The sequence below is a fragment of the Pseudoalteromonas rubra genome, from assembly GCF_005887095.1.
Classification (GTDB): domain Bacteria; phylum Pseudomonadota; class Gammaproteobacteria; order Enterobacterales; family Alteromonadaceae; genus Pseudoalteromonas; species Pseudoalteromonas rubra_E.
This window is the reverse complement of sequence record NZ_PNCI01000096.1, coordinates 1-13362: the sequence shown is the minus strand read 5'-3', so window position 1 is coordinate 13362 and position 13362 is coordinate 1. Positions and strand designations below refer to the sequence as shown.

Annotated in this window: 8 protein-coding genes; 4 read left to right on the top strand and 4 right to left on the bottom strand. The window is 48.4% G+C overall.

The window, feature by feature from the left end; genetic code table 11:
• Nucleotides 1-206: 206 nt before the first annotated feature.
• The 3 genes from CWB99_RS22990 to CWB99_RS22980 all read right to left on the bottom strand — a co-directional run bounded on the left by CWB99_RS22990 (nucleotide 207) and on the right by CWB99_RS22980 (nucleotide 5244).
• The gene (locus CWB99_RS22990; RefSeq protein WP_138553554.1) at nucleotides 207-686 is read right to left on the bottom strand and encodes a hypothetical protein; all 480 of its coding nucleotides are present in this window, start codon (nucleotides 684-686) and stop codon (nucleotides 207-209) included.
• A gap of 297 nt (nucleotides 687-983) precedes the next feature.
• Nucleotides 984-3077 carry an ATP-binding protein gene (locus CWB99_RS22985; protein WP_138553552.1) on the bottom strand — a complete coding sequence of 698 codons (2094 nt, stop codon included), beginning with the start codon at nucleotides 3075-3077 and terminating at the stop codon, nucleotides 984-986.
• 562 nt (nucleotides 3078-3639) lie between these two features.
• Nucleotides 3640-5244 (bottom strand): isocitrate lyase, encoded by a 1605-nt coding sequence (locus CWB99_RS22980; RefSeq protein ID WP_138553550.1) that lies wholly within the window; start codon nucleotides 5242-5244, stop codon nucleotides 3640-3642.
• Nucleotides 5245-5476: 232 nt separating this feature from the next.
• Between CWB99_RS22980 and CWB99_RS22975 the strand changes: the two genes are divergently transcribed.
• The 4 genes from CWB99_RS22975 to CWB99_RS22960 all read left to right on the top strand — a co-directional run bounded on the left by CWB99_RS22975 (nucleotide 5477) and on the right by CWB99_RS22960 (nucleotide 12088).
• Nucleotides 5477-7657 carry a malate synthase G gene (locus CWB99_RS22975; RefSeq protein ID WP_138553548.1) on the top strand — a complete coding sequence of 727 codons (2181 nt, stop codon included), beginning with the start codon at nucleotides 5477-5479 and terminating at the stop codon, nucleotides 7655-7657.
• A gap of 238 nt (nucleotides 7658-7895) precedes the next feature.
• Nucleotides 7896-10181: a ferritin-like domain-containing protein gene (locus CWB99_RS22970; RefSeq protein ID WP_138553546.1), complete on the top strand. Its 2286-nt coding sequence runs from the start codon at nucleotides 7896-7898 to the stop codon at nucleotides 10179-10181.
• Nucleotides 10182-10190: 9 nt separating this feature from the next.
• Nucleotides 10191-11183, top strand: a complete 993-nt coding sequence (bufB, locus tag CWB99_RS22965) for an MNIO family bufferin maturase (protein ID WP_138553544.1) — start codon at nucleotides 10191-10193, stop codon at nucleotides 11181-11183.
• The gene (locus CWB99_RS22960; RefSeq protein ID WP_138553542.1) at nucleotides 11180-12088 is read left to right on the top strand and encodes an HvfC/BufC N-terminal domain-containing protein; all 909 of its coding nucleotides are present in this window, start codon (nucleotides 11180-11182) and stop codon (nucleotides 12086-12088) included. The genes bufB and CWB99_RS22960 overlap by 4 nt, the downstream gene beginning before the upstream one ends.
• Here CWB99_RS22960 and CWB99_RS22955 read toward each other — a convergent pair.
• On the bottom strand, nucleotides 12079-13362 hold a 1284-nt coding region (locus CWB99_RS22955; protein WP_249332076.1), incomplete at its 5' end, for a tetratricopeptide repeat protein. The genes CWB99_RS22960 and CWB99_RS22955 overlap by 10 nt on opposite strands.

Here is a 13362-nt window from a genome sequence, read left to right as displayed (position 1 = left end):
GTCACTCATTTTATATTACTGATTTTCCTTAATTCATAAGAACTGGGAGTATGCTGGAAAGTAAATTCATAATACACCAGTCAACAAAGGTTATCATTTTTCATAGTACAGTGGCTAAAAAAGCGGTGAGTATTTAAGAGGGGGAGTTATAAGCGTGTCGCAGATAATAAAAAAGGGCCCTCAGGCCCTTTTCGCATTTGGTATGATCAGCTATTACACAAGGCGTATTTGCCTCTGCGTGGCATGTCTGTATAGAGGTAAATATACATGTCGTTATTTTGTACATCTTGCCAAACACGACTGTTGGCTGCTGGGCACAGAGAGTTACGAATATACTCTTTCACTTCGCTTTCAGACATTGCCAATTTAGTTGGGATCTGAATAAACACATTGAGCTCGCCGCTTTTAAAATCAATATTATTAAACTTCCAGCTGCCCATCATGAACTGCTTAGAAAAGTAGCGTGTAATGCGTTTTTGAGCACTTGAATCAATTGCCGCAATCTGAATGTCTTCAGGTGAGCTATCAACAAAGTAGGTCCATGCAGCTGAAAGTATGATAAAGCCACCCAACAACATAGACCAGATTGGTAAAGTGGTTTTTACTGTCGTATTTTGCTTTTTCTGACGATGTCTGGATTCAACAATTTTTACCCATTCATTGTGTTTCATAGTTCGCTGTGTCATAGACCATTCCTCCCGTGTATATTGCTTATTAAAACCAATCATTGTGGAAAGAAAATGGAGGAGTACCCTCGTCACACCTGATCGGATCAGTTGTGGGGCGATTTTTATCGAGGTCGGATCTGTGAAGCGATAGCGGATTTAGCGATACAAAAATGTCAATATACAGATGGTTTGATATAACCAGACTTTAGTACCAGGCGAGTGTTTTTTAATCTTACCTGTTTTAAAAAAGCACGATAAGTATGATTAAATAAAGCACTAAAAAAATGCCTGACATTATATCAGGCATTTGGGTTACTAAATCTGTGCTGCGGTCTGTGGCACTTTTACCTTAGCTGTGGCTGAAGCGGCAAATAATGTTACCCGCACAGAGAGCCCCCCTAGTCTGCTATCTCTTAATTCAATATCTCCTGACATGGACTCCACCAGGCTTTTACATAAGGATAACCCCAGACCTGACCCGCCGGTTGCTCGGCTGCGCGAGCTTTCTACCCGGTATAAACGCTCAAATAAGCGTGGCTTTTCAGTGTCAGACACACCCGGTGATGAATCCTCCAATTGAATGATCAGTCCCTCACAGCTTTGCCGGATTTTCAGACGTACCTGCCCCGGTTTATCTGTGTACAGGCAGGCGTTTTTCGCCAGGTTATCTATTACCCTGTCCAGCTTAGGTTTGTCGATCAACACGCTGGCATTGGTAGGTATTGAAACATCGGCACTAAAGTGTAGATCATTGCTTTGCACCATCCGCTTGATGTCGTAGCAATAACTGTCTGCGAGTGTACGGGTACAGTAGGGTTGATTATTGATCACCATTGCCTGGTTATCAGCTTGAGAAAGTTGATAAACGTCTGAGATCAGATGGTTTAGCTGGGATATTTTTTCATTGATCTTGCTGTATGCCAGAGTGTCGTCTTCCAGCAGGTTATATTCCAGTGCCTCTATGTGTAGCTTAAGCACGCTTAGCGGCGTTCTCAGTTCATGAGAAATATCTGCCAGCATTTGATCTTTTTGTTTAAGGTTTTGCTGGTAAAGGTTAGCCTTGAGGCGCGTAGTACGGTTTTTACTGAATAAAATATAGGTGATCAAAATACCCAGCAACAGACAGGTCAGGGCAACAAACAGCCACATGCGCTGCATCAGTTGTGCATTACGCAGCTGACTTTCTGTGAGCTTACGATGATGCTCAGAGTCATCCAAACGTTGCTGCTGCATGACGGTATCTATAGTGCGTTTGTGAGTCAGTGCCTGCTCTGAATTGGCCTTTTCTATATTCTGGGCAAAAAAGGTATTTGCCTGGCTTAGGGCTTCATACGCCTCCTGGTGGTTGCCTTGCTGAAAATCGTATTTGGCCTTGAGGTTATAGTAAACCTGAGACATATGAGAGTTCTCATTTTCTACATCCATAAAATGTGTCAGCCACTCGTAGTGGGGCTGGGCCAGTTCTGGTTTATGCTGATATAAATAGGCGCGGGCCATAATGACGTGGGCATAGAAACGCTGTATCTGGTTATCACTTTGAGCGGCGTAATGCATCGATAACTTAGCATGCTCCTCAGCCTTGGCTCCTTTTTCCAGCTTTAGATAGGCCTGGCTGATTAGCTTATGGGCACGCGCCAGGCTGACATTCGCCGGAATTTGTTCAAGCAGCTCAATGGCCTCAGTGGTTTTTTCTACAGCCAGCAAGTAATTTTTGCGTTTAAATGTGACCTGAGCCAGTCTCAGCGCCGTGCCGGCAATATTACTCAGCTCACCCGATTTCTTGTCTGCTACCAGGGCTTTAGTAAAGAAGAATTCGGCCTGCTCCAGGTCGTTAAAGCGCATTGCCATATCACCCAGGTTATAAAAGTTGTTTGCGACCACACTGTGAAGCTGACTGCCTTTTAGCGCATCTCTGGCTTTAAGCTGAAACTGCATGGCCATTGCCATTTCATTCTTGTAGTCATACAAGGTTCCGAGATTTGAATAACTCTGACCTATCAAGTCCTTATTATTCATTAGTTTAGCAGTCTCTAAAGCTTGCCTGTAGTTGCGCTCAGCGTCATCCAGCTTGCCCATACGTCGGTAATTAATCCCCAGCTCCTTATAAAGCTGAAACAGGCTGTCGACATCCAGCTGAAATTGCTTGGGTAATCTGTCTAACGCATCAATCGCTTGCTGATGATTGCCCTGCTTACGATAGATTTGTGCTTCAACAAGGCGCGCCTTTAATTGTTTTTGTGCATCAGTGTGTGTGTAAAATGGGGTCAAACTACTGAGTGCCTGCTCGTAATTGCCCGACAGCTCGAGATTTTTAATCTCTTGCAGAGTTAATGTAGAGCTGGTTGCCTGCGCATTTACTGTCACTGTACTGAGTAACGCAAAAGCAGATTGAAGCAGTATTTTTTTCATAATTTCTTAGTAGTACATAAGACTTTTTTCAGAGTATGCAATAATTGTGGGGCAAATATGGATCTGTAAAGGGGGTTTACAGAACGCTGAGTTGGTAAAATCGTGATTTATTGGCTACCTAGTTAGTAAAATCCTGTTTTATCCATGTGCGGACTTAGTAAAATTCTGATTTATAGACATCAGAGTTAGTAAAAATGTGGCCTGAGCCGTGTTTATTATTGCAACTAGTCGAATTTTTCAGCTGGAAATTGGTGGCTTTTTTCGATTTTTGAGCCAAAACACGGTGGTTTTACTCACTTTTCCTGCCCTCCTTCCTGGCAGACACAGAAAGTCCCTTAGCTAATAAAATCTTGATCCATTCATTCGGGTGAGTATATACGGGCGGGTAAAATTCTGATCTGGGGTTTATCTGGTTGAAATATAGAGGGTCAAATCAAACGACAACACGCGTTAGGTCGTTGAGTTGTGCTGCCATTGGCTATGATACAGGAATGAGAAGTAGTAAGAATCTGATCTAAAAAGGGCCCGCAGGCCCTCGCTTGATTAAGGAACTATATGACAATTAAAACTGGTTCATGGTGTTGGCTTCACCACCTGCTTTCAGCGCGTTTTCACCACTGAAATACTCTTTATGTGTATCGCCAATATTTGAGCCGGCCAGGTCCTGGTGTTTTACAGAAGCCTGCTCGCGGCGAATTTCCTGCCTCTGAACGTCGCGTACGTAGGCAAGCATACCCAGGTCGCCAAAGTAACCTTCAGCCAGAATATCTGTGCTCAGTGCGGCAGTGTGATATGTCGGCAAGGTGATCAGGTGGTGGAAAATACCCGCCTGAGCGGCACCATCACGCTGGAAGGTACGTACTTTAGCATCGGCTTCTGCTGCCAGCTCCGATTGATCCAGCTCAGGAGACATCAGGGCTTTAGGATCTTGGGTTGGATCCGGGTAGGTCGATAGATCTTTGCCCTGTGCCTGCCACTCTGCATATACCTGCTCGCGGAATTTCAGCGTCCAGTTAAATGACGGTGAGTTGTTGTAGACCAATTTAGCGTTGGGCACCTGCTCACGGACTCGGTTTACCAGTTCCGCGATTTGCTCCACATTGGGCTTTTCAGTTTCTATCCACAACAGATCGGCGCCTGATTGCAAGCTGGTCACACAATCCAGTACAACGCGGTCTTTTTCAGTGCCTTCTCTGAATTGATACAGGCCATTGTCGAGGCGCACTGGCTTACATAGCTCACCATTTTGTTTTATGACCATATCACCTTCGTTCAGGTCGGTTGCACCTGAGATAACTGTGGTGTCGAGAAACGCATTGTATTGGCTGGCCAGGTCGCCTGGGGTTTTAGAGACCGGGATTTTCTGCGTCAGGCTGGCACCCAGAGAGTCTGTGCGGGCGACAATAATGCCATCCTCTACGCCCAGCTCTAAGAATGCGTAACGTACCGCATTGATTTTCGCAAGGAAATCTTCATGAGGCACGGTGACTTTACCGGCCTGGTGGCCACACTGTTTGGCATCTGATACCTGGTTTTCAATCTGGATGGCACACGCACCCGCTTCAATCATTTGTTTTGCCAGCAGGTAGGTGGCTTCCTCGTTACCAAAACCGGCATCGATGTCGGCAATAATTGGTACCACGTGAGTTTCGAAGTTATCTATCTGTGCTGTGATTGCCTGTACGTCACCGCCCTGTGCTTTAGCCTCATCCAGTGCCTTATAAAGGTGGTCAAGCTCTCGGGCATCTGCTTGTTTTAAGAAGGTGTAGATTTCTTCTATCAGCTTAGGCACCGCGGTTTTTTCGTGCATGCTTTGATCTGGCAGTGGACCAAATTCAGAGCGAAGCGCGGCAACCATCCAGCCACTCAGGTACACGTAAGAGCGCTTTGTGGTCTTGTTATGGCGCTTAATGGCCATCATCATTTGCTGAGCCGTGAAGCCATGCCAGCAACCCAGTGACTGCGTATACTGACTGCTGTCGGCATCATAAGCTGCCATATCTTCACGCATTACCTTTGCGGTGTATTTAGCGATATCCAGACCCGTTTTAAAGCGGTTTTGTAAATGCATTCTGGTTGCAAATTCGGGGTTGATCCCCTGCCATGCATTGCCCTGAGACTGGCACAATGTAGTAAAACGATCAATTTGAGAGGTATAACTGCTCATAACAAAATTCCTTCGAACGGGTTTAAGCTAACTGGTTTATGTTTGTCCGCCAGGTTGCGAGTGTGAGAGTGCGAGCTGGCGTTTAAATAAACACTAGACCGACCAGTTTGATTTTTTAAATTTATAGTTGTTATTGTCAGTATATTTACTGTGAATGGGATAAAGGGTTTGTTTTTACTGAAATTGGCTTATTTTAAAGTGACCCGTTCAAAACCGATCAAGGATCACTCATATGAGTTCTCACATTTTACAGGCCGGATTGCGTATCGATACCCGCCTGTTTGACTTTGTCGATCAGGAGCTGCTGCCTGGTACCCAAATTAACGCAGACGACTTCTGGTCTGGTTTTTCTAATATTATCCACACTCTCACACCCAAAAACCGGGCGCTGCTTGCCAGACGCGATCTACTACAAAAACAAATTGATGACTTCCATCTGGCCAACCCTACTTGGGATGCTGATAAGTATCGGACATTTTTGACTGAAATTGGTTATCTGGTGCCTGATGTTACAGCGCAGACTATCACCACCGCGCTCGTTGAGCCTGAAATTGCCCGTATTGCAGGTCCACAATTGGTGGTGCCGGTCAGTAACGCGCGGTTTGCGCTCAATGCTGCAAATGCGCGCTGGGGATCCCTGTATGACGCACTTTATGGCACCGATGTGCTACCCGAGGAAGACGGCGCAGAGCGCTCCAGTGGATATAACCCAGTCCGGGGCTTTAAAGTAATGGCCTATGGCCGCCAGCTGTTGGATCGTATTTTACCGCTTGCGCATGGCTCTCACATCGAAAGTAGCAATTATGCAGTGGTACAGGGTGAACTGGTGATTACGCTTAACGACTCCAGTCAGGCTAAATTAACGGACCCAGCTCAGTTTGTTGGATTTAACGGGCAGCCCCAGAATCCATCGGCATTATTGTTCAAACACCATGATCTGCATTTTGAGATCCTGATCGATCCGCAGGATCCGATCGGCCAGGCGGATAAAGCCGGGATCAAAGATATCATCTTGGAGTCCGCTCTGACTACGATTATGGATTGTGAAGATTCTGTCGCGGCCGTGGATGCCGAAGATAAAGTACAGGTTTACCGCAACTGGCTGGGCCTGATGCAGGGGACGCTAGAAGAGCAGTTTGAAAAAGCGGGTAAAACAGTTACCCGTTCACTGAATGCCGACAAAGCCTATCTGACGCCAGATGGTCAGACGCTAAGCCTGAAAGGTCGTGCCATGATGTTTGTGCGTAATGTTGGCCACCTGATGACCACGCCAGCCATTTTGGATGAGCAAGGCGAAGAGGTGTTCGAAGGGATAGTCGATGCGGTGATCACCGCAACCGCCGCGCTGCACGATCTACACGGTGATGGTGTGCTTAAGAATTCCTCTGCGCAGAGCGTGAATATCGTTAAACCAAAAATGCATGGCCCGGAAGAAGTGGCTTTTACCGACGAGCTGTTTAGTGCGGTAGAGCAGTTGCTTAAATTGCCAGAAAACACCCTGAAAATGGGTATTATGGATGAAGAGCGCCGTACATCTGTAAACTTGCAGGCCTGTATCAACGCGGCTCACGCTCGTGTGGTATTTATTAATACCGGTTTTCTGGACAGAACCGGTGACGAGATCCACACGTCTATGCTGGCTGGTCCGGTATTACCCAAAGGCGAGATAAAAGCACAGCCGTGGATTGCGGCATATGAAGACCGCAATGTGGATATTGGTCTGAGTTCTGGCTTTGCGGGTAAGGCACAGATAGGCAAAGGCATGTGGCCAATGCCAGACAAAATGGCGCTGATGATGGAGCAAAAGCTGGCACACCCTAAATCTGGTGCGAATACCGCCTGGGTACCCTCTCCGACGGCGGCCACTTTGCATGCCATGCATTATCATGATGTGAAGGTTGCCACACTCCAGCAGCAAATTGCTCAGCGGCAGATGGCAAGCCTCGATGACCTGCTGACACCGCCGTTACTGGGCAGTCGCCAGCTAAGCGATGAAGAGATCCAAACTGAGCTGGACAATAATGTACAAGGGATCCTGGGGTACGTGGTGCGCTGGATAGATCAGGGCATTGGCTGCTCGAAAGTACCCGACATTAACCATGTTGGCCTGATGGAAGACAGAGCAACTTTGCGTATCTCAAGTCAGCACATTGCCAACTGGTTGCACCATGGTATTTGCACGGAGGAGCAGGTTAAGCGCACTTTTGTGCGTATGGCAAAAATCGTTGATGAGCAGAATCGTCATGACGCTCAATACCAACCAATGAGTGGCGAAAACATAGAAGAGAACCTCGCCTTTTCGGCTGCTCTGGCGTTAGTGCTGGAAGGTAAGGCACAGCCGAATGGCTATACTGAACCTCTGCTGCACGCATATCGACGTCAATATAAGCGCATTGCGCAGTCGCTTCTCTGATGAGTCTGGGCAATAGAGTGTAAAGGGGCTTTACGCTCTATTGCCCCGTTAGCTTTCAGTAGCTATGGCTTGAACTACAATACTGATTTGCTTCTGTATAACCTTTCTGCCACACACCCACTATTTAAGAGTAATAGGATGTAATAGGAATTTCTTTTGTCGTGAACTACCTTTTATAGGCTTTGCTGCTGTGAAGTAAACCACAGGCAGCAGGTTACCGTCACGAAGGAGCAAGTTCATGAACGAACCAATTAACAAAGACGTATTGAGCGGGCTGAAAGAAATCATTAAGCCCGAACTCAGAATTTCAAAGCAACAAGAGCAAGAGATAAAAGCGCGTAGCGTTGATTACAAGGCTGCTGATATCTCGTGTGTGAAAGCCATCGCGCAGGCGGCTATCAACGTTGAGCTATTTACCATTCCTCTGTATATGACCGGCCTATACTCCATTTATGGGATGCATCAGATTGGTGACAACTCCGGGTTATATCCGGGACGTTGGTGGCCTGGTTTGGCAGCAACAGCTGGTACGGTGCCAAAGGGGCGATTCGATGAATATGACGCCGTAGTGAAGCCGACACCGACGGATGTCTTAACAGTCAACGAGCAAGTATTCAATGGTGTATACAGTGTGTTTGTTGAAGAAATGCTGCACCTGCAACTGGCTTCTAACATGGCTAGCAAGATCGGACTTACACCGACTTTTACCAGTGAGGCACTGATCGATAAGAAATATGGCTGGCAGTGTTACAACAATCAGACCATGATCCCGCACATTCTGGATTTTAATGACTGCGACAGCGATCTGAATAAGCTGAGCCCTGAAGTTAGGGATTACTTTAAAGCCCACTTTAAGGGTGAAAGTTTGCAGGACCTCAGGGTGAATGCGACGGAACTTAACAAAGAGCAGGCGCTGCTGTTTTTATTGATTGAAGAAACCGAAGAAGACGCGCAAAAAATTATTGCACCTCAGTACCTCAAACCCGGTGCAGATGGTCGTCCCAAGTACTTTGAAAATGCCCCGTTCGACTGGTGGCAACCCAGCTACACTGAAACCAACCTGCCGCTGTTTGGCTCTATCGGCCATATGTACCTGTGTTACTGGAACTACCTGCAAATTCAGTATGACGATGGCACGTCTTTGCTCGATGCGCTGTTAGGGTCAACACCGGTGCAAAGAGACTACTTTAACGTCCGCCCCGGCGATGACGAGTACCAGGCACAATTTCCTGGCGTTGACGGGTCTTTGAATTCGCCAGAACTGGATGATACTCGCCACGATGAGCTCAAAGTTAAACTTATCAACAACATCAATGCCATTACCGATCAGGGCGAAGGTCAGGGCGTGGTTGAAACAATCTGCCAGCAATGGAGCCATGAAGCCTGGGCACAAAAAGCCCTGAGCAGTTTGTTTGCGCAAAAGACTGAAGATACGCATACCGTGCAAGAGAAGTATCAGCCTGATGAGAACGCACTTAAAGCGGATTATCCGGGAGACCCCGTTTCAGGATCGGCGTGTGCACGGATCATGAATAAGCGCAAAGATCATTTCTTGATCTTCAAGCAAACACTGGAATTGATCGTTAAATACAGTGATCCCAGCTACTCAGAACAAGAGAGGTATCTAACCTGGAAAGACTGGCATGCCGAAGGCAAGCGTTGGAACAGGGAAATGCTGAATCCGGGTACCTGTGATAAAGCAAAAGAGCAGCACCCGGATTTACCTGGGGTTGATGAGATCGTTGCTGCACTGAACAATCTCAGCAGCACAGAAAAAAGCAAGGTGGAAACCCACCAGCTGTTCAGCCAGTCGGCAGTCGGTACCATTAAAGGCCTGACAACCGCGCTGGACCGCTACTGGTCGGGGAAAACGGATGAGTTCCCCGGGCCTGCAATGGGGGGCTCTGGCGACCGTGTTTCTATTTGCTGGGCAACGACCGGGATGGCACCGGATCTGGTGACTGGCATTGCACCGCAGGAAGAAGGCGTGTTGTATCATGCCTGCCAGGGTATGAGTTATAGATCGGAGGATGCAGGACTACCACCAGCCCAGGTGTTCCATAGCTGCAAAGGTTCAAACGATTGTAAAGCCCAGGGCGGCTGTGGTTTTGTTCACAGCACCACACCGGGTGGCAGTTGCGGTGCCAGTGGCGCTAAAGGCATTAAGAGTGCCCCGGCCGACAACAAATGTAATAACCTGGGTGGCTGTGCTGTGCCTATTTCTGCCTCGCAGTTATTCCCATCCTTACCTGCCGACGACAGCGACGGCTATAAAATGCAGTTGTTTAGCTTTGATGAAGGCAACAACTTTACACCTATCAGCTACGTTACGCCTGATGGCGGCGATCCACAGCAGGATTGCACTGACACTACGCCGATGCCTTACAAAGAAGGGGACGCGGTATACAAGATTGCCTGGCAGGCTTATTGTAATGCCAACGATCTGGTTAATGAGCAGACCGGTGAAATCCCTGCGCCACCAGAAGTGGATGACATTCGTCTGGCACTGCCACCTTCAACATAAGGAAGCGCCATGTCAGATAACCATACTGAGGAGGCGCGGCGCGAAGCCGCAGCCTCTTTTTCTCATACCGGGAACTTAGGATTTGGGGTTGGCTTGCGCAGTCAGCATTATCCTGAGCTGATGAGCATTGACCACGACACGGCAAAAAAGCCGGTAGACTGGTTTGAGATCATCAGCGAAAACTACATAGACAATTTTGGCTATGGCCGCTATGTGCTGGAAACTCTCAGAGCACACTATCCTATGGTGATGCATGGCGTGTCGATGAACATTGGCAGCACAGATCCCCTTGATTTTACCTATCTGAACAAGCTCAAAGCACTGAGCGATTTTGTGCAGCCTGCGTGGGTGTCGGATCATCTGTGCTGGACAGGCGTAGCCGGGGTAAACAGTCACGACCTTTTGCCCATGCCGCTGACGGATGAAAGTCTCGACCATGTTATCCGCCGGGTTAAGCAAGTGCAGGAAGTGCTGGAGCGCCCGATTGTGCTGGAAAACCCGTCTACCTATCTGGAGTATTGCCATTCCAGCCTGAGTGAACCGGCTTTCTTTACCGAGCTGGTGAATGCCACCGGCTGTGGTATTTTGCTCGACGTCAATAATGTGTTTGTCAGTGCGTTTAATCATGGTTTTGATCCTGAGGCGTATATTCGTGTCCTGCCCCACCAGCAGATTGTGCAGATCCATCTGGCGGGCCCAAGTGATTGCGGTGATTGTCTGATTGACACCCACGATCAGCCTGTACCGCAGCAAGTCTGGGCGCTTTATGCATTGGCGCAACAGCTGACCGGCGGCGTGTCGACCTTACTGGAGTGGGACGCCAATATTCCGCCATTTGACACCCTGGTGGCGGAGCTGAATAAGGCAAAGCGGGTACTTAATGGCGAGATGCCCGCGCAGGCCGTGCACCAGAGCGATATGGCGAAATTTTCAACGCCTGTGGTACGGGAAATGCATCAAAATACAGACCTGGCACACAGCTTAAAACCGGTAGCAAAATGACCTACTCAACCCCACAACTCAGCCAATTGCAACACTGGTTGTCTCACGTTTTAATTTCTCGTGGCGACTTACCTGAAAAGTTGCTTACAGCGGGCCAGCGTGATGGCCTGACACTTGAACAGTGCGTTAAATCGACCCCACAGTTGCCTGCCGAGCGTCGGGTGGATATCTATGCTGCTGGCTACGTTATGCGACTGGTAGAGTGCCTGAAAGGGGAATTTGCCCTGCTCTGCGCCTTTATGGGCGATGACGTCTTTGAGGTGTTTGCCAAGGCGTATATCGTGACCTTACCGTCGCGGTCATTCACTTTGCATACGCTGGGTAAATCGTTTGTCAGTTTTCTGGCTAATACCCGGCCACAGGGGGAATTCGACGACAAACAGCGTGCTATGTTCGATGTGCCCGTGGAGCTAGCCCGGTTCGAGCGTGCCAAAGCTGAGGTGCTGCTGGCCGAAGGACTGGAAAACACGCCCCCAGCTGAGCTGGTACTGAACGAATTTGAACTGCTGGGCGGCGGCGCATCGCTCAATCTGGTGGTGCCACCGTGCCTGCGTTTACTGGTCAGCGACTATGATCTGCTGCCCATGGTTGAGCAGTTAGAAAATGCCCAGCCACATACCCTGCCTGGCAGAGAAACCCGTTATATCGCCCTGACCCGGCAAAACTATCGGCTGATCACCCAGCCGCTCACCCACTGGCAGGCGGATTTACTCAGCCACTGTGGTCAGGCTATATCGTTTGAACAGGCACTAATACACAGCGCCCGCCGTCAGGGCATGGAACCCGCGCTACTCAGAGCCCGGCTGGCCATGTGGCTACCGGCCGCCGTCGCCTGCGGTCTGCTGGTGGTCGAGCGCGCTAAACGCCCGGCCACAACGACCGAAGATGCCTCGCACTACTTATAAGCGCAGCGCGAGGGGCGAATATTCAGCGGTTTATCTTTGCGTCTTGCAAGCTGCGATTCAAACTTACTGGCGAGTTGATGGCGCCAGTATGGTGCCATCATCTCTTTGTTCGGCGCTTTAGGCCCGAGCGTCACGTACTCAATCGGCGCCAGATGATCGTCTCTGTGCAGCTCCAGATATAAGCGCGGTGCTGTGCCGTTGGCAAAGTCGGGGTCTTCGCTCTTAATTTCTTTTGCACCATAGTCCAGATGCGTGACTATCACCCTGTGTTCCTGCTCATCCTTATAATGGGCGTCTTTTAGCAGGTAGGGCAGCGGGCCGAGCAGCCAGGCAAGCGTTTGTAATTTTTCAGGGGTAGGTTTCTTACCAACAAATATATCGACTTCTTTTTTGAGGTCTTTGAAGTAAGTTCGCAGCTCTTTGGCACCCTCGCCCAGTATCTTAAAATTATCCTTGAGATATACAACCCGGTAGAACGCAGCGCTTTCCTGAGGCGACTGGCCGGTATTGGCAAATGACGGCATCCTTTCCTCTTGCTCTGTGTGGTTGCCCTGCTCTTCCAGTAATCGATAGTCAAAAAAGCGCTCTGTGTTAAAAGTAATGGCGCAGCCGCAGGCATCATCATTTAAATGGTTTTTACTGTAAAAGCGCCACATATTCAGGCTGTCGCTGTCCGGTAAAAAGCAGCCAATAAATACCGGATTGCCTTCCTCCGGCTCGTAACCTAATTCCTGCCAGAGTAACTTTCCCTCATTGGGGTCATTTACCGCGTTGATATGGCCTAACCTGAAAGGGCTTTTTTCCAGTAAAATGGCCTGGCCCACATCGAAAGACGTGTAATGAGTCATAGTACGATGTTTTTTGACTTGAAGGTGGGAGAGTATCCTCTCTCTCAAAGCGCTAATTGACTTTGATTGTTCAAAACGCTCAGTTCTATCGTGCAGCTCATAGGCCTTAAAGCTGAACTCTGTGTCTTTAAATACTTGCTCGCACAGAGTTTTGGTCTCTGTAAAACTTTGATCTACTCCTTTCCCTTGAAAGTAACAGTAAGCTAGGTTGAGTAGAGCGCGAGCTTGTCCGTACTCAGTAGCTAACTTGTAATACTCAACGGCTTTCTCGTCACTTTGCGCTACACCTTTTCCGAGTTCATACATAAAGCCCAGGTTGTACTGAGCATCTGCATATCCCTGTTCAGCGGCCAACCGGTAATACTCAACCGCCTTCTCATCACTTTGCGCTACGCCTTTTCCTTGTAGATACATAAAGCCCAGGTT

Excerpts from the sequence above, each read along its gene's own strand:
- CWB99_RS22990 (WP_138553554.1), bottom strand. The coding sequence starts at position 686 with ATGACACAGCGAACTATGAAACACAATGAATGGGTAAAAATTGTTGAA.
- CWB99_RS22985 (WP_138553552.1), bottom strand. The coding sequence starts at position 3,077 with ATGAAAAAAATACTGCTTCAATCTGCTTTTGCGTTACTCAGTACAGTG.
- bufB (WP_138553544.1), top strand. The coding sequence starts at position 10,191 with ATGTCAGATAACCATACTGAGGAGGCGCGGCGCGAAGCCGCAGCCTCT.
- CWB99_RS22970 (WP_138553546.1), top strand. The coding sequence starts at position 7,896 with ATGAACGAACCAATTAACAAAGACGTATTGAGCGGGCTGAAAGAAATC.
- CWB99_RS22975 (WP_138553548.1), top strand. The coding sequence starts at position 5,477 with ATGAGTTCTCACATTTTACAGGCCGGATTGCGTATCGATACCCGCCTG.
- CWB99_RS22980 (WP_138553550.1), bottom strand. The coding sequence starts at position 5,244 with ATGAGCAGTTATACCTCTCAAATTGATCGTTTTACTACATTGTGCCAG.
- CWB99_RS22960 (WP_138553542.1), top strand. The coding sequence starts at position 11,180 with ATGACCTACTCAACCCCACAACTCAGCCAATTGCAACACTGGTTGTCT.